Source organism: Amycolatopsis sp. WAC 04169 (genome assembly GCF_003947535.1).
Taxonomy (GTDB): domain Bacteria; phylum Actinomycetota; class Actinomycetes; order Mycobacteriales; family Pseudonocardiaceae; genus Amycolatopsis; species Amycolatopsis keratiniphila.
Genome location: NZ_QHJI01000006.1, coordinates 449,764 through 471,173, shown reverse-complemented (window position 1 = coordinate 471,173; position 21,410 = coordinate 449,764). Strand labels below are relative to the sequence as shown.

General features: G+C 69.8%; 18 protein-coding genes and 1 pseudogene. 12 read left to right on the top strand and 7 right to left on the bottom strand.

Annotated features, from left to right (window positions below):
- Positions 1-13 precede the first annotated feature (13 nt).
- Positions 14-892, bottom strand: coding sequence for an AraC family transcriptional regulator (locus DMC61_RS18180; protein WP_125690273.1), 879 nt, complete (start codon positions 890-892; stop codon positions 14-16).
- Positions 893-910: 18 nt separating this feature from the next.
- Positions 911-2,725 carry a glycoside hydrolase family 15 protein gene (locus tag DMC61_RS18175; protein ID WP_125690272.1) on the bottom strand — a complete coding sequence of 605 codons (1,815 nt, stop codon included), beginning with the start codon at positions 2,723-2,725 and terminating at the stop codon, positions 911-913.
- A 138-nt stretch (positions 2,726-2,863) separates the two neighbouring features.
- On the opposite strand from DMC61_RS18175, the gene DMC61_RS18170 reads away from it, so the two are divergent.
- Positions 2,864-4,171, top strand: coding sequence for an MFS transporter (locus DMC61_RS18170; protein WP_125690271.1), 1,308 nt, complete (start codon positions 2,864-2,866; stop codon positions 4,169-4,171).
- Positions 4,172-4,258: 87 nt separating this feature from the next.
- Here DMC61_RS18170 and DMC61_RS41665 read toward each other — a convergent pair.
- A pseudogene (locus DMC61_RS41665) lies at positions 4,259-4,498 on the bottom strand (potassium channel family protein); the annotation flags it as partial.
- Positions 4,499-4,684: 186 nt separating this feature from the next.
- On the bottom strand, positions 4,685-7,279 hold the full coding sequence (locus tag DMC61_RS18160) for a LuxR C-terminal-related transcriptional regulator (RefSeq protein WP_370456416.1): 2,595 nt from the start codon (positions 7,277-7,279) through the stop codon (positions 4,685-4,687).
- A 172-nt stretch (positions 7,280-7,451) separates the two neighbouring features.
- On the opposite strand from DMC61_RS18160, the gene DMC61_RS18155 reads away from it, so the two are divergent.
- Both DMC61_RS18155 and DMC61_RS18150 read left to right on the top strand, forming a co-directional pair.
- Positions 7,452-7,796, top strand: coding sequence for a hypothetical protein (locus tag DMC61_RS18155; RefSeq protein ID WP_125690474.1), 345 nt, complete (start codon positions 7,452-7,454; stop codon positions 7,794-7,796).
- A complete protein-coding gene (locus DMC61_RS18150) occupies positions 7,793-8,047 on the top strand; it encodes a hypothetical protein (RefSeq protein WP_233594849.1) in 255 nt (84 codons plus the stop codon). Before DMC61_RS18155 ends, DMC61_RS18150 begins: the two co-directional genes overlap by 4 nt.
- Positions 8,048-8,070: 23 nt before the next feature.
- Here the strand turns inward: DMC61_RS18150 and DMC61_RS18145 are convergent, their stop codons facing one another.
- A complete protein-coding gene (locus tag DMC61_RS18145) occupies positions 8,071-8,577 on the bottom strand; it encodes a DUF1269 domain-containing protein (protein WP_125690270.1) in 507 nt (168 codons plus the stop codon).
- A 200-nt stretch (positions 8,578-8,777) separates the two neighbouring features.
- On the opposite strand from DMC61_RS18145, the gene DMC61_RS18140 reads away from it, so the two are divergent.
- A complete protein-coding gene (locus DMC61_RS18140) occupies positions 8,778-9,239 on the top strand; it encodes a hypothetical protein (RefSeq protein ID WP_125690269.1) in 462 nt (153 codons plus the stop codon).
- A 113-nt stretch (positions 9,240-9,352) separates the two neighbouring features.
- The gene (locus DMC61_RS18135) at positions 9,353-11,833 is read left to right on the top strand and encodes a LuxR C-terminal-related transcriptional regulator (RefSeq protein ID WP_125690268.1); all 2,481 of its coding nucleotides are present in this window, start codon (positions 9,353-9,355) and stop codon (positions 11,831-11,833) included.
- A 9-nt stretch (positions 11,834-11,842) separates the two neighbouring features.
- Here the strand turns inward: DMC61_RS18135 and DMC61_RS18130 are convergent, their stop codons facing one another.
- Positions 11,843-13,006, bottom strand: a complete 1,164-nt coding sequence (locus tag DMC61_RS18130; protein WP_125690267.1) for an AI-2E family transporter — start codon at positions 13,004-13,006, stop codon at positions 11,843-11,845.
- 207 nt (positions 13,007-13,213) lie between these two features.
- Here DMC61_RS18130 and DMC61_RS18125 point away from each other — a divergent pair, with 207 nt between their 5' ends.
- Complete coding sequence (locus tag DMC61_RS18125; RefSeq protein ID WP_125690266.1) at positions 13,214-14,566, top strand: hypothetical protein; 1,353 nt, start codon at positions 13,214-13,216, stop codon at positions 14,564-14,566.
- A gap of 141 nt (positions 14,567-14,707) precedes the next feature.
- Complete coding sequence (locus DMC61_RS18120; RefSeq protein WP_125690265.1) at positions 14,708-15,172, top strand: hypothetical protein; 465 nt, start codon at positions 14,708-14,710, stop codon at positions 15,170-15,172.
- Here DMC61_RS18120 and DMC61_RS18115 read toward each other — a convergent pair.
- Complete coding sequence (locus DMC61_RS18115; protein WP_125690264.1) at positions 15,093-15,752, bottom strand: TetR/AcrR family transcriptional regulator; 660 nt, start codon at positions 15,750-15,752, stop codon at positions 15,093-15,095. The two genes, DMC61_RS18120 and DMC61_RS18115, sit on opposite strands and share 80 nt — an antisense overlap.
- A gap of 69 nt (positions 15,753-15,821) precedes the next feature.
- On the opposite strand from DMC61_RS18115, the gene DMC61_RS18110 reads away from it, so the two are divergent.
- The 5 genes from DMC61_RS18110 to DMC61_RS18090 all read left to right on the top strand — a co-directional run bounded on the left by DMC61_RS18110 (position 15,822) and on the right by DMC61_RS18090 (position 21,305).
- Positions 15,822-16,547, top strand: a complete 726-nt coding sequence (locus tag DMC61_RS18110) for an alpha/beta fold hydrolase (protein WP_125690263.1) — start codon at positions 15,822-15,824, stop codon at positions 16,545-16,547.
- A gap of 121 nt (positions 16,548-16,668) precedes the next feature.
- Positions 16,669-17,700, top strand: a complete 1,032-nt coding sequence (vanH, locus tag DMC61_RS18105; protein WP_125690262.1) for a VanH-AOV family D-lactate dehydrogenase — start codon at positions 16,669-16,671, stop codon at positions 17,698-17,700.
- 1 nt (position 17,701) lies between these two features.
- On the top strand, positions 17,702-18,748 hold the full coding sequence (gene vanA-Ao2, locus DMC61_RS18100; RefSeq protein WP_125690261.1) for a D-alanine--(R)-lactate ligase VanA-Ao2: 1,047 nt from the start codon (positions 17,702-17,704) through the stop codon (positions 18,746-18,748).
- Complete coding sequence (gene vanX / locus DMC61_RS18095; RefSeq protein WP_125690260.1) at positions 18,738-19,346, top strand: D-Ala-D-Ala dipeptidase VanX; 609 nt, start codon at positions 18,738-18,740, stop codon at positions 19,344-19,346. Before vanA-Ao2 ends, vanX begins: the two co-directional genes overlap by 11 nt.
- Before the next feature lie 984 nt (positions 19,347-20,330).
- A complete protein-coding gene (locus DMC61_RS18090) occupies positions 20,331-21,305 on the top strand; it encodes a ParB/RepB/Spo0J family partition protein (RefSeq protein WP_125690259.1) in 975 nt (324 codons plus the stop codon).
- The last annotated feature ends 105 nt before the right edge of the window (positions 21,306-21,410 follow it).

The following is a 21,410-nucleotide window of genomic DNA, read 5'->3' as shown; positions in this document are numbered from 1 at the left end:
AAGTCCAAGGCGGTCAGTCGGGTACCAGCGGCGGGTCGTCGGCCGGGGGAACGCGCGAACTCCAGCCGCCGGGCACGGCCTGGACGCGCGACTCGCGGAAGCGCGCGGGGGAGACGCCGGCCCGGCGGGTGAAGAGCCTGCTGAAGTACGCGGCGTCCTCGTACCCGATCGCCTGCGCCACCTCCTGCACCGGCATCCGTGTGGTGGCGAGGAGTTCCTTGGCGCGGTTGAGGCGGAGGGTCAGCAGGTGATCCTTCAGTCCCGTCTCGGTGCTCCGGCGCACGGCGGTGCGGAGTTCGGGCAGCGTCATCCCGCGCCGGGCCGCGATCTCCGCGACGCTGAGCGGCAGCAGCGCGTCCTGCGCCAGCGCCTCCAACAGGGGGCCGTCGTCGGGAGTGCTGTCGGCGGCCCGCCGCAGCGCCACCAGCAGGTGATGCACGGCCGCCGAGGCGTCGACCTGGGCGAGCGGGCTGCCACCGCGTGCGCAGCGCACGATCCGGCTCACGATGTCGCGCACGGCCTCGACGTCGCCCAGCGGCACCACCGGCGTCGCGGGCGTGACGTAACCGAGTTCGACATAGGCGTCCACGGCACTGCCGTCGAAGTCGACGAAGCATTCTTCCCAGCCGTGCGCTGGATCGGGCGCGTAGTGGTGCCCGACGCCGGGGACGAGCCACAGCAACGCGGGCGCGACGACCTCCTGCCGTTCCCCGCCCGTCACGGCGAACCAGCCGCGCCCCTTGGACACCACCACGGCCACGTAATGGTCGAGCACGCGCGGCCCGACGGCGGGCAGGGCGCCGTGCTGCAGCCCGACCCCGAGGCACACCAGGCCCAGCCGTCGGTGCACGGCGGACGGTGTGAAGTACCGCATCCAGGTCCGGTAGCCCATCCCCGCATCTTCGCGCAATCAGCCCAAAGCGGCGTCGAGGGTGACCGCCGCGTCGATCAGCGCGAGATGGGTGAAGGCCTGCGGGAAGTTGCCGAGCTGTTCGCCGCTGGGCGCGATCTCCTCGGCGTAGAGGCCGACGTGGTTGGCGTAGGTCAGCATCTTCTCGAACGCCGCCCGCGCCTCGTCCAGCCTGCTCGCCCGGGTCAGCGCGTCGACGTAGGCGAAGCTGCACAAGGAGAAAGTGCCTTCCGTGCCCGCCAGGCCGTCCGGGGACGCGGCCGGGTCGTACCGGTGCACCAGGCTGTCGACGACCAGATCCTTCCCGATCGCGTCGAGCGTCGAGAGCCAGAGCGGATCCCGCGAGGGGAGGAAGCCGGTGCGGGGCATCCGCAGCAGCGACGCGTCCAGTTCGTCCCCGGTGTAGTGCTGGACGAACGCCTGCCGCGTCCGGTGCCAGCCCTGGTTCAGGATCTGGTCGTAGATGCTGTCGCGCTGCCACGTCCAGTCCTCGACCGGGGCGGGGCGGCCGTGGGTGCTCGCCATCCGGAGGCCGCGGTCGAAGGCGACCCAGCTCATCAACCGGCCGTAGGTGAAGGACCGGCGGCCGCCCCTGGTCTCCCAGATGCCCTCTTCGGGCTGATCCCAGTGTTCGCCGAGCCAGTCGAGCGCCGCGCGGACCGCGGTCCACCCGCGATGGGGCAGCTCGAAACCCGCGCGGTCGGCGGCGTAGACGCTGTCCATCGCCTCGCCGTAGATGTCCAGTTGCAGCTGCCCGGCCGCGTCGTTGCCGATCCGGACCGGGCTCGACCCGCGATAGCCGGACCAGTGCGGGAGGTCCTCCTCGCGGAGATCCGTCGCGCCGTCCACGCGATAGAGCACGGCCAGCGGCCCGCCGCCCCCGTTGCCGCCTTCGCGGATCCGGTCGCCCAGCCAGCCACCGAACCGGGCGGCCTCTTCGGTGAAACCGAGCGCCAGCAGCGCGGAGACCGAGAACGACGCGTCCCGCACCCAGGTGTAGCGGTAGTCCCAGTTCCGTTCCCCGCCGAGTTCCTCCGGCAGCCCGAGGGTCGGCGCGGCGACCAGCCCACCGGTCGGCCGGTAGGTGAGCAGTTTCAGGGTGATCGCCGAGCGGGTCACGATCTCGCGCCAGCGGCCGCGGTAGGTGGAGCGGGCCAGCCACGAACGCCACCAGCCCACCGTGCCGTCGAAGAGAGCGGTGAACTCGCGGAGCCGGATCTCCCGCGGCGGTTCCGCGGTGTCGGTTTCGAGGACGACGCCCCGGACCTGTCCCGCCGCGAGACTCAGCCGCAGATGCGCGTCGCCGCCTTCGAGCCGCGTCTCGGCCAGGTGCTCGTCGCCGGGTTCGCGGACCGGATGCAACGTCAGCGACAGTTCGCTCGACACGAAGACGACACCGTGCCCGAACGGGATCGCCTCGTGCGGACGACGGCCGTAGTCGAACCGGGGCGCGACCTCCATCTCGAAGGTGACGCTGCCCCGGACGCAGCGGACGAGGCGGGCGATCCGGTGCCGGGCGGTCGCGGCGCCATCACGCGGGGGCATGAAGTCGACCACTTCGCCGATCCCGTCCGCGCCGGAGAACCGGGTGATCAGGACCGCGGTGTCCGGGTAGTACATCTGCCTGCTCGTGTACGGCCCGCTCGGCCGGATCCGGAACCGGCCGCCGCGTTCGTCGTCGAGCAGCGCGCCGAAGACCGACGGCGCGTCGAAACGCGGACTGCAGAACCAGTCGATCGACCCGTCGGTGGTGACCAGCGCGGCGGTCTGCAGGTCGCCGATCAGGCCGTGGTCGGCGATCGCGGTTTCGGGCATGGCGTCTCCTCGGGTATCGGGTGCGGTCGGTGATCACCGTCGTCCGGCCGGGTGGCCGCCGCCTCATCCGCCCGGGGTGAGGTGGCCCGGTGGTGGCCACGACACCGTGGGCGGCACCCCGACCGGAAGGCCGCGCCGATGCTCGTACCGCCCTTGGCCCTCGCCCAGTTCGCCGCCAGTTACGCGGCGACGACGATGACCGTGGCCGTGAGCGTGCTCGCCGCCGATCTCGGCACGACGGTGCTCGGCGTCCAGACGGCGATCACGTTGTTCACCCTCACCATGGCGACGCTGATGGTGCCCGGCAGCAAACTGACCGACGTCCTGGGGCGCAAGCGGTGTTTCGTGGCCGGCCTCGCCGTCTACGGTGCCGGTGCGCTGCTCGCCTCGGCCGCGCACGGGCCGGTCGCCTTGGTGCTGGGGTATTCCCTGCTGCAGGGCGTCGGGTCGGCGCTGATGATCCCGCCGATCTACATCCTGGTGACCGTCGCCAGTCCCGACATCGAAACCAGGGCCCGCCGCTTCGGCGTGGTCTCCGGCGCGGGCGCGCTCGGTGCCGCCGCCGGTCCGCTCCTCGGCGGGCTGATCACGACGTGGCTGGGCTGGCGGTCCTCGTTCCTCCTCCAGGTGCTGATCGTCGGCGTGATCGTCCTGCCGGCGCTGCGGATCGCGGAACCGCCGGAAACCCCCGCCCGCACCCCGTTCGACGTCGGCGGTGCGGTGCTTTCGGCGGTGGGCCTGTTCTTCGTCGTGGCCGGTGTGCTGCGCCCGGCCTGGTTCCTCATCGGGCTCGGCGCCGCGATCCTGGTCGCGTTCCACCTCCACATCCGCGCGCGGGAACGGGGCGGCCGCGAACCGCTGGTGTCCCCCGCGCTCTTCCGCGACCGCGTCACCCGGCTCGGCCTGATCACCCAGCACGTGCAGTGGCTGATCCTGCAGGGCTCCTTCTTCGTGATCGCCGTTTTCCTGCAACAGGCCCGCGGGTACGACGCCGTCGAAACCGGGCTGACGCTGACACCCGGCACGATCGGCATCCTCGCCGCCTCGGCGGCCGCGGGACGGATGGCCCGGCGGCACGCGCAGCGCCGTCTGATCCGCGGTGGTTTCGTGCTCGCCATCGCCGGGCTGCTGCTCATGCTCCTGCTGGTGCGGGCGGATTCAGGGGTGGCGAGCACGGTGCCGGGGCTGTTCCTGCTCGGTGCCGGGGTCGGGATCATGCTGACGGCGTCGGTGAACCTGGTGCAGTCGCGCAGCCCGGACGCGGCCCAGGGCGACATCTCGGGGGTCTCGCGCGGTGTGTCCAACCTGGGTTCTTCGGTGGGGACGGCGCTCGCGGGTTCCGTGCTGGCCGGGGCGGCAGGCCACGGCTTCGCGTGGGCACTCGCGACGGTGACCGCGACCGGGGTGATCGGCCTGATCGCGGCGTTGCTGCTGCCCGCGCGGTAGTTCCACTGTGGACGAACGCCGGTGCCGCACGGCGGTCACGATAACCCGCAGGGCGATACCGAGCAGCAGCAGATTCGCCACCATCTGGATCATCGCGAGGATCCGCGCCGTCGCCGAAACCGGTGCGATGTCCCCGAAACCGACCGTCGTGAACATGGTGACCGTGAAGTACAGGGCGTCGGTTCGCGTCAGCTCCGTGCCGAACGAACCGGGCCGGTCCTGCCCGAGCACGTAGTAGACGTCGGCGAACAGGAGCAGGAACAGCGGCACGACCAAGGCCAGTGCCTGGATCCCCTGCAGGGCGGGGAACGGCGAGCGCAGGATCATCCGCACCTCGCCGACGACGACCAGCACCACGATCGCGAGGCCGCAGGCGAAGGCGGCCACCGTCCAGGGACGCGGCCCCTGGTCGACGGGGAGCAGGTAGTACAGGCACAGCAGCGCGGTGACGGTGAGCAGCGGCCGCAGCACCGCGAGATGGACGAACCGCCAACCGGCCGCCATGCTCCCTCCTCACGACTCGGTGTCCAGCAGACCGCGCCGGAGCGCGATCGCCACGGCGTCACGCCTGCTGCGGACGTCGAGCTTCGCGTAGATGCCGCGGACATGGGTCTTGACGGTGTTCGGCGAAACCGTCAGATCCTGGGCGATCTCGTCGATCGACCGCTGGGTCGGCAGCAGGCGCAGCACATTGCGTTCCCGTTCGGTCAGCGGCGCCGGCATCGGCGGGGTCCGCGACTCGCGGCGCCGGGCGAGCACCTGGCAGGCGAACCGCTCACCGGCGCCGAGTTTGCCCAGCCGCGCGGTCAGGAACGCGATCACGTCGGAAGGGGCGAACACGAACGGGAACCGGACGTCGCCGGGTTCGGCGGCGCGCAAGGCGTCGTCCAGTGACCGCACGGCCCGTTCCGGTGCCCCGGCCGCGAGCGCCGCCCGCACGCCGATCAGTGACGCCTCGATGCCCGACCACGGCAACAGCATCGGCGCGCCGTCCTCCGACAACGAGCGCAGCACCGCACTCGCCGCTCCCTGCCTGCCGAGCCGCAGCTGGGTCCGGGCCCGCATCAGCAGCAGTTCGCCCGAACCGGCGATGATCGGCTGGGCCCAGCGGAATGTCTCCCGCGCTTGATCGGCCGCGCCGAGCCGTAGCGCCGCACGGTGTTCCAGCACCGCGCACCACGCCGCGTGTTCGGCGGAGAAACTCCGCCCGGTGCCGAGCCGGGTGCGTGCGCGGCGCATCCTCCGCAACCCCGAATGCCAGCCGCCGAGCTCGAATTCCGCCGCGCCACGCAGGGTTTCGGCGATCAGGCCCAGATTCGTGGCCGCGCGGGCAGGCGCGTCGCCGAGCATCCGGCCGATCTGTTTCGCGTGTCCGACGCATTCGGCGGCCTCGCCGCGCAGCAAGGAGCCGTAAGCGAGCTGAGCGGACACCTGCGCACCTTCGAGCGAGCGATGCGGGTCGTGTGCCGCGTGCCGGGCCTGCACCCGCCGGGCCAGCGCCTCCATTTCGCGGTAATCGCCGTCCGACCCGGCCAGCCCGCTCAGCGCGACAAGGCATTGCGTGGCCAGGAAATGGTGCCGCGCGTTCGCGGCGGACCCGGCGACACGGGCCAGCGCGGCCCGGGCGGAGGCGCGATCACGGCGTGCGGTCAGGACACCCACCCGGTGCAGGGCCGCGAGCCCGCTGAGGCCGGTGTCCGCCGCCAGATGCTCGTCGACCTGCTCCGCCGCGCGGACGGCCTGTGCCGGGCCGCGATCGATCTGGGCCAGCCGGGATCGCACCAGTTGCCGCAACACGGTCAGCTCCGCCTCCGGTTCGGCGGGCCAGGCCGCGTCCGCGCAGCTCAGTTGCGACTCGGCCGCCGTCGGCTCACCCCGTTCCAGATACAGCGCGGCCGAGACCAGCGAGAGCAGGGGAGAGGCCACGGCCCGCCGCTCGCCGAGAACGGCGAGCGCGAGCCTCAGGACGTTGTGCTCACCGCTGAGGAACAGCGGCACCGCGTGGCGGCGCGAAAGTTCGCCGACGCGGGTGGTGTTCCCCGAGCGGACGCTGTGCAGCAGCGCGGCGGCGGCCTGGTCGTGTTCGGCGAACCAGCGCGCCGCCGCGGCGTGCAGTGACCTCGTCCGGTCCGGATCCCGGCGCAGCAACTCGGCCCGCAGGTAGGTGCGCAGCAGGGGTGGGACCCGGTGGCACGGAGGGGTTCCGGCGGAATGGACCACGCGCGCGGGTTCACCGAGTTCGCGCAGCAGCGCCTCCGCGTCCGGCCGGTCCGTCAACGCGGCCGCCAGCCCCGCCGGGACGTCGTCGCAGATGCTGATCGCGCGCAGCAGATCCCGGTGGACGGCGGACAGGGGAGCGAGCACCTCGTCGGTCAGGTAGTCGAGCACCGCCCGGTCCCGTCCGGCGAAGAAGTCGGCGAGATTTCCTTGACGTGCCGCCGAAGCGGCGGCGAGACGCAGTCCGGCCGGCCAGCCGTCCGTCCTGCTCACGAGCAGCCCCACCTGATGGCGCGGGATACCCGGCCCGATCGCCGCGATGAGCGCCTCGGCCTCCTCCGGCGAGAAGCGCAACCGGTCCACGCCCACTTCGAAAAGCCCACCCGCGACCCGGGCGCGCACCAGCGGCAGCGGTGGCTCCCGGCGGCTCGAGATCACCAGCCGCAGCCCCGACGGCTGATGCCGCAGGAGCGCGCGTACTCCGCGCCAGGTGCCGGGATGGGTGATCTCCTGCGCGTCGTCCAATACCAGCAGGACGGGTTCGTCCACCGTGTCCAGCGCGTCGGCCATCGTGGCCAGGAAGGCGAGGTCCGTGCCGGGGGACGCGGGGACCGCCAGCGAGCGCAGCGGATTCCCCGCCGGGATCCGGGCGCAGCCGCACAGTGCTTCGAGGACGGCCGACCAGAACAGCCGTTCGTCGTCGTCCTCCGCGTCGGCGGACACCCAGGCGACCGCCCCTCGGCGGCGGGCCGCCCACTCGGCGAGCAGCACCGTCTTGCCGAGACCCGCGGGCGCCCCGACGAACACCAAGGCGTGTTCTCCCGCTTCGTCGAGAGCGGCGAGCAAACGTGGCCGGGAAACGAGATCCGGTGGCGGATCGGGGATGGTCACCTTTGTCCTCGGGACCCGTCTTCGCGGCGGAATATGCTGATCCTGCATCATGCGCCAGCCTCCTTTGCGGCCAGTTTCACATCGTCGGAGCGGATCCTGCCAGGCAATTCGGCGGTCTCACCCGCGCTGGGCGAGGAAAAGGGCGAGCGCACCCAGAATCGTGTGCCGCGTGATGGCCAGAGGAGATTGCCGGAGAAAAGAGAATGGCCGGAAACGGCCCACGTCGGTATTCGTCGCTACACAGTTCTTCTGGATCGGTCCCGTCGAGTTCGCGGCACTCGACCTACTGGGGACCGGCCGGGTCGGACCCGAGGCGGGGTTCTTCTCGCTCGCCGTCCTGCTCGCCACCCTGACCTCGGTGACCTCGATCCGGCTCGCCGCGCGGGCCGGTCTCGACCTGTTCGCGCGGCTGCTCTTCCTGCCGTGGCACACCTGGTCTTCGATCATGGCGGCGGTCGACCTGGTGGTACTGGCGGCGGCCTGGTTCCTGGCCGGCCGGGGAAAGGGGAACCGATGAGCCCGTTGGCCGGAATGAATTACGTCTTCCGGGGCAGCGGCCGAATCCCCGAACAGGCGAACCGGGCGGTAGACGATTTCCGGGGAATGTTCGTCGTCCCGATCGGCGGCGAGCTGATCGTCTTCGGCACGGTGACCGAGCAAACAAGCGTTTCGCGAATTCTGTGCGCGCTCGAAGCACTGGGGATGCGCGTGGACTCCGTGCACCGGGTCCGTGAACTGCCCTCGCGGGTTTTCCCGATCGCGAGGTGAATCGGGAAAACCCGCGGGCGGGATCAGAGCCGTTCGGGGAGGGTGAACTCGCCGAACGCGGCACGCAGCCGCGCCTCTTCCTCGTCGGTGAGATTCGTGGTGACCAAGGCGGCGCCGGTCTCCTTGAACGGCTCGGCCACCCGGTCGAGCACGGCACCGTCCGCCATCACGAACAACGCGGACGTGCCCGGCGTGACCTTGGCCCGGACAGCGGCGATGAAATCGTCGTCGATGCCGACGCGGGACAGCGAGCCGGTCAACGCCCCGATCGCCGCGCCGACGGCCATTCCCAGCAGCGGCACCAGGAAGATCAGGCCGAACAGCAGTCCCCAGAACCCGCCGCCGAGCGCGCCGGCGCCGGTCAGCGAACCGAGGTCCTTGGTCTTCGGCTTCTTCCTGCCCTCGGGCCAGGTGACATAGGCCGCGTCGGCGATCTTGATGAGCTGTTGTTTCTGCAGTCGTTCCAGCAGCGCGAGCGCGTTCTCCGCGCCGTCCGCGGTGGGAAAGGCCCATACGGTCAGCGAACTCATGGTGTGTCCTCCTCGGTCGGGATCGGTGCTCGGAGGCCGCACTGTGCTCCGGGCGGCGCCACCGCCGCATCGCCCGGGCCGGATGAGGCGGTGCGGCGCGGATGCGGCCCTGATCTCACCTGGCGCGGGCGAGGCCCCCGGCACGGTGGACCGACCATGATCGCCCGGGTCCGCAGCCCCCGCTTCCGAAAAGAGGGACCATGAGCGAAAGAGCGCATCACTGGACCACCACGGCGGGTACCGGCCCGTCGTCCCCGCCGGAGCACGCCGCGAGGGCGTCGCGGCGATCGGGCTGGGTGTGGTTCGCCGCGTCGATCACCATCATGGCCGGCCTGTTCACCGCGGTGGAGGGGCTGGTCGCGCTGTTCGAACAGAACTACTACCTGCTCGGCCCGTCGGGGCTGCTCGTCTTCGATCTCGGCGCCTGGGGCTGGATCCACCTGATCGTCGGGGTCCTCGCCGTGTTCGCGGGGAGCGCGTTGTTCACCGGGTCGCCGTGGGCCCGCGTCGTCACCGTCCTGCTCGCCGGGTTCAACGCGTTGGCGCAGCTGGTGTTCCTGTCCGCGTACCCGATCTGGGGCGTGGTCGTCATCGCCCTCGACGTCCTGGTGATCTGGGCGGTGCTCGTGCACGGGGACGAGACCTCGGACGAGCTCTGGTGATCCGCTGACCAGTACAGTCGTGGCCTCGCCGGGGTCGCGATCCTTCGGACGATCGAGAGGTTGACTTGCCCGCTCGAACGACATCGCGGTCCTGGCGGATCCCTTCGGCCAAGGTGACGGTGCCGCGGGTGCCGGGGATCTTCGTCCCGCGCGCCCGGCTCACGGCCCTGTTCGACCGGGCAGGCACCCGGCCGGTGACCGTGCTCCGGGCGCCCGCCGGCTCCGGCAAGACCACCGCGCTGGCCTGCTGGGCCCGCGATCGTCGTGACGTGGCCTGGGTGTCGCTGGACGACGACGACAACGACGAACGCCGGCTGTGGTCGGCCGTCCTCCTCTCGCTGCGCCGGAACCTCGGCCTCCCGGAGTTCCGGCTCGGACCACCGCCACCCGGGCGGCGCACCGAATTCCTCGCCGATCTCGGTGACGTGCTCGCCGGTCTGCGTGAACCGGTGTGGCTGGTCCTGGACGACGTCCAGGAGATCTCCCGTCCGGAGCCGGTGGAAGCGCTCGCCGCGCTGGCCCGGCACCAGCCGCCGATGCTGCGGCTGGTGCTGGCCACGCGCGTCGAGCCGAAACTGCGGTTGGCCCGGCTGGAGGTCGAAGGCGCGCTTTCGCGGCTCGGCGCCGCCGAACTCCGCTTCAGCGTGGAGGAAACGGCGAACCTGCTTCGCTCCACCGGGGCCACGGTGGGCGAGGACCGGGTCCGCGAACTGACCGAGCGCACCGCGGGCTGGGCCGCCGCGCTCGGCTGGGCCGCGGTCTCGGTACGCGAGGCCGAGGACGCGGACGGGCTCGTCGCGGCGGTCGGGGGCGACGAGCTCGCCGTGGCCCGGTTCTTCGCCGACGAGGTGCTCTCGCGGTTGCCGCCCGCGACGTCGGATCTGCTGCTGTGCGTCAGTGTCTGCGACACCGTGAGCGCGGCGCTCGCGGCGCGGCTGACGGGTTCGCCGGACGCCGGCGTGACGCTGGACGAACTGGAGCGCGAGACCGGGCTCGTCGTGCGCACCCCGGCCGACACCTACCGGCTTCCCGCGCCGCTGCGCGGTTTCCTGCAGGCGGAGCTGACACGCCGGTCCCCGGCACGGGCGCGGCGGCTGCAGGGGATCGCCGCCCGCTGGTACGCCGGGCAAGGGCGGTTCGGCGAAGCGCTGACGCACGCCGTCGCGGGCCGGGACCGTCAGGGGGCCTTGCGCCTGGCGCGCGATCACGCGGTGCGCCAAGTGCTGGCAGGCGACGGGAAACTCGTCCGGGGCGCGCTCGCCTATCTGGGCGAGGGGGCGTTGAGCGCGAGCCCCCGGCTCCGGCTGGCGTCCGCGCTGGAACACGTCCAGCGTGGGGAGTTCACCGCCGCCGCCACCGATCTCGGCGACGACGGACTGAGACGGCTGGCCGCGCCCCATCTCGCGCTGGTGACGGGGAACGGCCCGCCCGAGAGCACGGTGACGCGCTCACCGGAATCGGTCGCCTGGGACAAGGTCGAGCTGGTCTGGCGGGCGCTGCACCGGGGCGCCCGGCGGCACGCCGTCGCCCGTGCCGAAACCGCGCTGCGCCTCGCCCACGGCGAACGGCTCGAACATCTCGTCCTGCACAGCAGACTCGCGCTCGCTGTCGCGACGGCGCTGCTCGGCGACCACACGGCGATGCGGCGCGCGTGCATCGGAGCGCTCGCCGTCGCCCGGCGGCACGGCTGGTGCCGCTCGCCGGGGGTCGCCGAATGCCATCTGATGCTGGCTTACGACGATCTGATGCGCTTCGAACCGGTGGCGGCGGCGGGTGAACTGGCCAGGGCTCCACGAGCGGAAGTGCCTGTCTCCGCACCGGTTCTCGGACCGCTGCGGGGCTTCTTCGAAGGCATGGTCCGCTTCGACGGCGGCGACCGGGCGGCGGGCTCGCAGGCCATGCGGGCGGCCCGGCGGCGGCTCGCGGATCTCGAACTGCCCCGCGAACTCATCGGGATGTGCACCGTCGTCGAGCACCACGCGGCGCTCGTGGTGGGCGAAGGTCTGCACGCGGCCGAAGTGTTCGCCTGGGCGCAGGAGAGCTTGTCCGGCACCGCCGAGCTGGCCCTGCTCCAGATCCGCGCCCACCTCGCCGTCGAGGAGACCGACCTCGCCGAGAAGGTCCTGCGTGCCACCGAATCCGCTCCCGCGTTGCTGCCGGCCACCCCGGTGGACACCCGCCTGGCCGAGACCGCGCTCGCGTTGCGGTCCCACCGGCGGACCCTGGCGCTGCAGGCGCTCGACCGCGCGCTCACCCTCGCCAGGCCGCAGCGGCTGATCCGCCCGTTCGCGCTCGCCGAGCCACGGGTGAGGAACCTGTTGATCGACCATTCCGGTGGTTTCGGCTCACTGGACCGTTTCGCGCAGACGGTCCGCGGGCGTCTCGTGCCGAACACCCCGCCCAGCGAACTGACCGATCGCGAGCAGGTGGTGCTGCGGCGGTTGCCGTCCCAGCGTTCGCTCGACGAGATCGCGTCGGATCTGACGGTGTCGGTCAACACGGTGAAGACCCATGTCCGGTCGATCTACGGCAAGCTCGGGGTGAACAACCGCCGGTCGGCCGTGGTGGTCGCGCGCCACCACGGCCTGACCTGAGCGCGCCGGTCAGCCCTTCCGGCGATCCGGCGAGCACAGCAGCGCCTCGGCCCAGCGGGCACGCGGATCGACGTCGATGAGCAGCGCCTTGGCCAGCAGCGTCGCCGGCACGGCGAGGACGGCGCCGAGCGGGCCGAGCAGCCAGGTCCAGAACACCAGCGCGAGTACGGTGACCAAAGTGGACAGACCGACGGACTCGGCGACGAACCGGGGCTGGATCAGCGACTGCACCACGAAGTTCAGCAGTACGTACACGACGATCGTCACGAGCATGGCGCGCCGGCCGCCGTCGAGGAGTGCGATGAGCGCGGGCGGTGCCACCCCGATCACGAAGCCCACGTTGGGCACGTAGTTGGTGACGAAGGACAGCAGCCCCCACAGCACGGCAGCCGGGATGCCGAGCAGGGCGAGCGCGATCGTGTCGAGTATCGCCACCGCTCCGCCGAACACCGTCGTCACGACCAGGTATCTCCTGGTGCCGAAGGCGAACCGCCGCAACGCCGCGCCCGCCCACGGCCGGTCGCGCGCGATCCGGCCGAGCCGTTGCCCGGCCCACGCCGATTCGGTGCTCAGGAAGAGCATCAAGGCGAGCAGGAAGGCCAGGTTCGTGACCAGTCCGCCGACGCCGGCGAGCAGGGATCCGGCGAAACCGATCAGCTTGCCCGTGTCCATAGTGGACAGGATCTCGCGCAGTTGTGGTTCGCCGACCCCGAACCGGCCGAGGAACGCCGCTCCGTCCCGGAGCAGTTCGTCGGCCTGCCCGGCGTAGCGGGGGAGCAGGGCCGAAAGCTGCGCGAGGGAGATCACGACCACCAGGAAGAGCGCGAGCAACGCGGCGTAGACGGTGGCGACCAGGACGGTGACCGTGAGCCAGCGGGGGAAACCCTTGCCGCGCAGCCAGGTCCGCACCGGGTCGAGGGTGATCACGATGACCAGGGCGAGGAACACGGGCCCGGCGAGCCAGGCGATCGCGTTCAGGCCGGCCAGTACGACGACCGCGGCGGCGGAACCCAGCAGCACCACCAGCGCGCGGGGAAACAGTGTGCCGGTGGCGGGAGGTGGCGCCGGAATCGGTGGCGGCCGTCTCGTGAAGCGCGGGGTTTTCTGTCGCCCGCTGGTTTTCCGGCGGCGGAACCGGTACGCGGGTGAATCGCCGAACGATATTCGCACCATGCGGCACCTTCCAGGAGGCGGATCGGTGTTCCACGGTGGCAGGCCGCCGGTTTCCGAAGATCACCCGGAGCGGGCGAAAAAGCGCGCGCGGCCGCCCTTTCGGTCGCGCTTCGGCGCCTGCACGATCATCGAAAGTTCCGGTATACGTGGAAGGGAGGGCGCCGCCGGGGAGGACGGCATGGCGCTTGAAGCAAGGGGGAAATACCGATGTTCGACGCGCGTCTCGTCGCTGATCAAGTCAGCCCGATCGCCAAACCGAAGATCAGAATTCTGTTCTACACCGATGTCGTCGGCTTCACCGGGAACGGCGGCTTCTCGCTGGGAATCGTCCGTGATCTCCTTTTGGGGAATCAGCCCTTCTTCGCCGAGTTCGAGATCGATCTGATCAACCGGCACGAGGGTGGGCACGCCGCCAACAAACTCACCACCGAAGTGCTCGGCCGGTACGAGCAGGTGTGGTTCTTCGGCATCCTGCAGTCCAACATGCCGGGAGAGCCCGAAAACGAGCTCGTGGACGAGGAGGTCGCCGCGCTGCGGACGTGGATGGACGCCGGTGGTGGCGTGCTCATCTGCGGCGACCACTCGAATCCGCGCCCGCCGGGAGCGGATCCGTCGCTGCCCGACTACCTGAACCTGGGCCGGGCGCTGGGGCACCGGGTCCCGCGCGCGGGTGAGCTGCGGGTGTGGAACGACCGGCCCGACGCCAGTATCGAGTTCAGCCACAACACCCACCAGCCGGATCCGTGGGGCAGTGACATCAACAATCCGATCCCGAACGATCTCGACCCGTACCCGCAGGAGCTCATCCTGCGGAAGCGGTTCGGCAGGCCGCACGCGCTGTTCCAGGGCAGGCGGGGACCGATCACCGTCTTCCCGGATCACATGCACGAGGGACAGCTGGTCATTCCGGAACAATTCCCGGCGGACGTCTGGCCGTCCGGGCGTTCGGGACAGCCGAAGCCGGAAATCGTCGCGCAGGGCACCGACAAACGCAACGGGCAGGTCTACGGCGTGTCCTGTGTGTACGACGGCGCGGCCGCCGGCGTCGGGCGAATCGTCGCCGACGCCACTTGGCACCACTATTTCGACATCAACCTGTGGGGTTTCGAAAAGGGCGGCGAGGTGCTCGATCGCCTCACCGAGTACTACGTGAACCTCACGCTGTGGTTGGCGCCGAAGCCGGTCAAGCTGGAAGTGAACGCGCAGCTGCTGTACTGGCTTTCGCGCAATATGAGCGTCCGCGCGGTGCTGCCGGAGGGGTTCCGGGTGCCGGGGATCACCGCGGCGGGCCTGGTCCGCGAAGTCGGCGGGCAGAGCGTGCTCGACGATCTCGTCTGGCCGCTGGAAGGGGCGCCGGGGGTCCCCGAAGAACTGCTGCTCGGCGCCGTCGTCAAGGAATCCGTCGCGGCGCTGAGCGGAGGGGACGTCGAGACGTTCGACGCCGTGGACGTCGTCGAGCGGGGCCTGCGGGCCGGGGCCGAGGAGTACGCCGCCGAGCTGCGAGCAGCGCTCGACGACGTCGAAGGCCTGGGCCAACGCCTGGCGCAGGGTATTCGCTGATCGCAATTCCGTGAAGGCCTCCTTGAGGGACCCAGAGTCCCTCAAGGAGGCCTTCACGGACTCGCGCGGTCACACGATCGAGGCAAGAGGCCCGTCTCGCCGCGTTCCGCGGGTATCCCCCGGGAAACGGAGGAGGCAACGATGCCCGACAACGAACTTCCGGGTTTCCTGATCATCGGCCTGATCTTCGTCGTCGCGGACGGCCAGATCCTGTACCGCGGCGCCCGCCGCTTCCTGACCGCGCCGGACGCCCGGGAGGGCAGCGGGTCGGTGGCCTGGATGGTGGTGACGGTCTTCCATCTGGCGGCGATCGGGATGCTGGCGCTGCTGGCGGTCGTGGCCCCGGACTGGTCCGGTTCGACGGCCGCGTTCGTCGGCAGGCTGGGCGTGTTCCTGCTGCTCATGGCGGTCGCCCACGTGCTCACCCTGTCCGTGCTCGCCCGGCGGCGCGAGGACGACGTGGCGGTCGGGGCCCGGCGGCGGAAGCGTGCGGACGACCGTGCCGACCCCGAGCAGGAGCCCACGGTCACCCCGGTGCCGGGGCAGGAGGGCCGGAACCCGCGGGTGAGCCCGGATCTCGGGGACCAGGGTCCGTATCGGGCCTGAGCCCGAGCGCGAGGTGGAGCTGGCGCGCCCACCAGCGCACCTGCGCGGACGAGTCGTCGGCTGCGGTGAGCCCGGCGCTGCGCCGGAAATCGCTCCCGTACAGGGGCTCCGTGGCCATCGCCTGGTGCAGGGCGGCGACGGCGAGCCGCGTGTCGTCGAGTGAGCCGCCGGATGGCCGGAGCCGGTGGAGGGCGTCGACGACCGGGTCGAGCATCCCGCTGCCCGGGTCGTGCCAGCCCGCCGCGTGCAGTGCCACCGCGAGCTCGCCGTAGCCGTCTCGGTACAGCGTGTGGAGGGCCTCGACGAGTCCGAGCAGGTCGGCCTCGTGGTCCAGCCAGCCGGCGAGAAGGCCCTGAAGCGCGTCACGGAGACGGCGGCCTCCGTGCCGGAGGAGTTCGGCGAGCAGTTTCTCGCGGTTGCCGAAGTGATGGGCGACGCCGGCGTCGGTCATGCCGACCCGGGCGGCCACGGCGCGCATCTGGACGGCGGCCACGCCGGACTCACCGAGCAGGGAGGCCGCGGCGTCGAGGATCAGCCGCCGGGCCTCTTCGGGCGCTCGTCGGGCTCGGGAGGTCGTCACGACCGGGATCGTACCTTGATGCGCCAAGGTAGATGCGTTACCTTGACGGTCCAAGGTAAGGGGGATGCCGTGAGTACCGAAATCAGTCTGGACCTGGGCGAAGTCATCCTGCGGGGCACGGTGGCCGGCGTCGGTCCGACGGTGCTGCTGCTGCACGCGGGCGGAGAACGCCGTGCGGTGTGGGTGCCGGTCGCCGCGGCACTGGCCGGGCACGGCTTCCGGTCGGTGGCCTTCGACCTGCGCGGACACGGGGACAGTTCCGGCCGGGCGACCACGCTCCGCGCGCTGGCCGACGACGTGGCCGGGATGATCGCGAGCCAGCCCGCGCCCGTCGTCCTCGTGGGCGCGTCGGTCGGCGGCCTGGCCGCCATCGCGGCGCTCGCGGATCCCGCCGTCGCGGCACGCGCGTCCGGTCTCGTGCTCGTCGACGTCGTACCCGACCTCGAGCCGGGCAGGGCGCGCTCGTGGCTCGACTTCCATGGGCTCACCGGCCGGTACACGCGCTTGGTGGACGACGTTCTCGGCTCGGGCCCCGCCCTGCTCGCCACGGCCGGGGCCCTGGACCTGCCGGTCCTGGTGGTGCACGGCGGACAGGGGTCGCCGCTGCGTGACGCCGACGTGGGCCGTCTGCGCGCTGCCAACCGCCGGGTCGCCGTCGTCCGGGTTCCGGCGGCGGGTCATCTCGTGGCGAGGGATGCTCCGGAACAGCTCGCGGACCTCGTGTCCGGATGGCTTTGTGGCATCGGTCACGGGGCGGTTTCGACGTCCGGGGTGGGCGGGCAAGATCTGCGGTAGAGCTGTACGCCGCAGGTGAGCGACAACGACATGCACTCGGCGCTACCAGTTGGTAACTTATTGTCGGGGCATCGAAAACCCCATAAGAAGCGGCAACAACGCGCTGCCTACAATGTCGGGCATGACCTACAGCGAACCAGCGCGATCAGCTGCCCCCCGCACCGGATCGCCGGCGTCCGCCTCCTCCTCGGCCGTCTTGGCGAGGGGAATCACGATTTATGGTTGCGGATCGGACGAGGCCGCCTTGTTCCGGGAGATGGCTCCTCGTTTCGGCGTAATGCCGACCATTGTGGACGAGCCGGTATCCGAGGACAATATCGGGCTGGTCTCCGGAAATCGATGCATCAGTATCGGTCACAAGACCAAGGTCACGAATTCCATTCTTCTCGCCCTCGCCGAAGCGGGCGTGGAATACATCTCCACCAGGAGCATCGGCTTCAACCACATCGATGTGGAATACGCGGCGAGCGTCGGTATCACCGTGGGCAATGTCGCCTACTCGCCCGACAGCGTCGCCGACTTCACGCTGATGCTGATGCTGATGGCGGTGCGCGACGCCAAGTCCATCATCCGCCGCACCGAGGTGCACGACTACCGGCTGAACGAGGTGCGCGGGAAAGAGCTGCGCGATCTGACCGTCGGAGTGGTCGGAACAGGGCGGATCGGGGTCGCGGTGCTGGACCGGCTGCGTGGTTTCGGCTGCCGGGTGCTGGCCTACGACACGCTGCTGACCGCCTCGGCCGATTACGTTCCGCTCGACGAATTGCTCCAGCAGAGCGACATCGTGACGCTCCACGTGCCGCTCAACAAAGACACCTATCATCTTCTCGACCGGAAGAACATCGAGCGGATGAAGGACGGCGCGTACATCATCAACACCGGACGTGGCCCGCTCATCGAAACCGAAGCCCTCATTTCGGCGCTGGAAGACGGCAAACTGGGCGGAGCGGCATTGGACGTCGTCGAAGGAGAGGAAGGCATCTTCTACGCCGACTGCCGGAACAAGCCGCTCGAGAGTGAAACGTTGCTGCGGCTGGAAAAGCTGCCGAACGTGCTCATCAGTCCGCATACCGCCTATTACACGGACCACGCACTGAGTGACACTGTTGAAAACTCCATCATCAATTGTCTCCAATTCGAAAGCGGGAAGTAGTATGGGTAGGCTGAAAATCGGAATTCTGTTCGGCGGGCTTTCCGAAGAACATCCTATCTCCATCAAATCTGCGCGCGAGGTCCAGAAGCACCTCGACCTCGAGAAGTACGAGCCGTACTACATCGGGATCACCCAGAGCGGTTCCTGGATGCTGTGCGACGGCCCCGCCGAGGACTGGGAGAACGGCAACGTCCGCCCGGCCGTCCTGTCGCCGGACCGCGGTGTGCACGGCCTGCTCGTCCTGGACGAGGGCAAGTACGAGACGATCGCCCTCGACGTGGTGCTGCCGGTGCTGCACGGCAAGTTCGGCGAAGACGGCGCGATGCAGGGCCTGCTGGAGATCTCCGGCATCCCCTACGTCGGCTGCGACCTCCCGAGCTCGGTCATGTGCATCGACAAGTCGCTCACCTATTCGGTCGTCCGCGGCGCGGGGATCGCGACGCCGACCTTCCACATCGTCACGCCGGACAACGACGTCGACCCGGACGCGCTGAACTACCCGGTCTTCGTGAAGCCCGCCCGCTCCGGCTCGTCGTTCGGCGTCAGCAAGGTCTCCTCGAAGGAAGAGCTGCCCGCCGCGCTGGCGGAGGCGCGCCAGTACGACGCGAAGATCCTGATCGAAGAGGCCGTCATCGGCAGCGAGATCGGCTGCTCGATCCTCGGCGACGGCGAGGACCTGTTCGCGGGCGAGGTCGACCGGGTCGCGCTGACCCACGGCTTCTTCAAGATCCACCAGGAGAAGAGCCCCGAGACCGGTTCCGAGAACTCGAGCTTCATCGTCCCCGCCGACATCCCGGACGCCTCGCGCGACCTGGTCCAGGAGACGGCCAAGGTCATCTACCGCGCGCTGGGCTGCAGCGGGCTCGCGCGGGTGGACCTGTTCCTCAAGGAGGACGGCAGTGTCGTGCTCAACGAGGTCAACACCCTGCCCGGCCTGACCTCGTACAGCCGTTACCCGCGGATGATGAACGCCGCCGGCCTCTCGCTCGGCGACGTGATCGACCGCCTGGTGAAGCTGACGCTGGCGGGCGTGACGAATGAGGGATGATTTCGTCTTCGTCGACGAGGTCGTCTCCGGAATCCGCTGGGACGCCAAGTACGCCACGTGGGACAACTTCACCGGCAAGCCGGTGGACGGCTACCTGGTGAACCGCGTCGTCGGCACACGTGCGTTCTGCGCGGCGCTGGAAAAGGCGCGGGACAAGGCCGCGGAGCTCGGTTTCGGGCTGCTCCTTTGGGACGTGTACCGCCCGCAGCGCGCGGTGGACCGCTTCATGCGCTGGGCGGAAGAGCCCGAAGACGGCCGGAAGAAGGCCAGGCACTACCCGAACATCGAGCGGCCCCAGATGTTCGAACAGGGCTACGTGGCCACCAAGTCCGGGCACAGCCGGGGCAGCACGGTGGACCTGACGCTCTACCGCCTGGACACCGGTGAGCTCGCCGACATGGGCGGCGACCACGACCTGATGGACGTCGTCTCGCACCACGGCGCCGACGGTGTGCCGGAAGAGGCGACGAAGAACCGCGCGCACCTGTGCGCGATCATGGAGGGCTCGGGCTTCAAGTCGTACGAGTGCGAGTGGTGGCACTACAACCTGAAGGACGAGCCTTACCCGGACACCTATTTCGATTTCCCCATCGAGTAGGAGAGCCGGTCGGCCACACTGATGCCGCGGGTACCCCGAGTGGTGCCCGCGGCATCGCTGTCACTGCTCCTCCGCTCGCTCGGGGTGAGCTTGCCTCCGGGTGAAAAGAAGGCGAACCCGTTCGTGGCCGAAGTTCACTTTCGCATCCCCCGCTTTGCTCTCGGCGCCCGCGTACCGATGAGAAGTATCCGGTAGCGAACCGAACAAAGGGGGCCCGGCTCGACCGTTCGTGTGAATAAGTGTCGAAGGGCGGGATCCGGTGATGGGATGTCACGGTCATCCGGCCGGAGAGGCGAAACAGGCGAATGGGTTAAGAAGAGCCCGCGAACAGCCTAGGCCGTTACCCCTGTGAGCAGCGTATGCGGGTGTCCAGTACTGATCCCGGGTGACGGAGTCAATACCCTGAGTGGAAGCTGCGAATAGTGATCTTGAGGAGCTTCGACACTGCGAATTACGCTGTTCGTCAATTGCCGACAACGTTTGATCGTGCCATGCTGCAAAGGTGTGCGGCTCGCTGGGGATCGTCAGAGCGCGCACGCACTGGGGATCGAGGGGGGGACGACGGTGACTCGCGACTGCGAGGAAGTCTTAGACCGACCGGTGCAGCACTGATCGGAACCCTAGTCGAGAACCAGGATCTGAACCTTTCGAGAACTCGCCCTGCGGGTGGGGACCGGCTGCTTCGGGCTGAACGGGTGTAAGCCCTTGCCGGACCGGAGCCGCCGAGCGTACGTCTTGATCGGAGCCTCATCCGGGGCGCGGAAACCCTTCCCGTTCCGGTGGTTCCGGGGAATACGCGCCGCCATCGGTCTTCCGAAAACCGTGGTGGCGTTCGAATAGTCCTCATCGTCGAGGACGCCCGCCGCGCGGACGAGAAGCGCCCGGACGGGATCGTGGTGTCCAACCACCGAAACCAAGCAGTTGGACGGTGGGTTCCAAAGCCATGTCACGAAGATGACGCATAAGAGATTCAGTGGGGGCTAGGTGGATCCGACGAGAGTAGACCTGTCCGCTCTCCCGGTAGTCGAAGTCGAGCTGTCGCGGCTGTCGTCCGTGTGCTCGCCACGAACTTCGGGCGAGGATCCGGACCATGTCGAGATGTTGCTGTCGACGGAATGGGAACTTCCGCCCATTCTCGTGCACCGGCCGACGATGCGGGTGGTCGATGGCCAGCACCGGCTGAAGGCGGCGCGGGTCAGGGGTGACACGAAAATCCAGGCACGGTTCATCGACGGCACCGAATCCGATGCCTTCGTCCTGGCGGTGGCGGCGAATATCCGGCACGGTCTGCCGCTTTCGCTGGCCGATCGCAAACGAGCGGCCGTCCAGATCATCGGGACGCATCCACAGTGGTCCGATCGGCGCGTGGCGTCGGCGACGGGTATCTCCGCCGGAACGGTGGCGGACCTGCGCAAACGCGGTGGAGAGAACGGAAGCGAGGCCAGGATCGGACGAGACGGGCGGATCCGGCCCGTCGACAGTTCGGAGCGGCGGCAACTCGCCGCCGACCTCATCCGCAACGATCCGGGGCTCTCGCTCCGGCAGGTCGCCAAGCAGGTCGGCATCTCGCCGGAGACGGTCCGGGACGTGCGGGGACGGCTGGAGCGCGGGGAGAACCCGACCCCGGACGGCAGCAGGAGGTCGCGGACCAAACAGCATCCGCTGAGCCTGACCGAGCCCGATCTCGGTCACGCGCTGGACCGGGAGCGGCTCGCCGTACTGGAGAAACTCAAGGCGGATCCCACCCTGCGGTTGAGTGAGGTGGGCCGGATCCTGTTGCGCATGCTCACCATGCACTCCATCGACGGGCAGGAATGGGAGCGGATCCTGCGCGGCGTCCCGCCGCATCTGTACGGCGTGGTCGCCGGATTCGCCAGGGATCACGCCCGGGTGTGGGCGGGGTTCGCGGATCACCTGGAGAACCGCGCGACCGATCTCGCCACGGGGGCGATCGCGTAACGCGGCTGCTCGGCGCGAAGGGGACTTTCCCGTGCGGTGCGCGGTGAAGGTCCCTTTCGTGTGCGCGGTGTCCAACCCCACCTTGGACACCGGATCGCGGTGCCA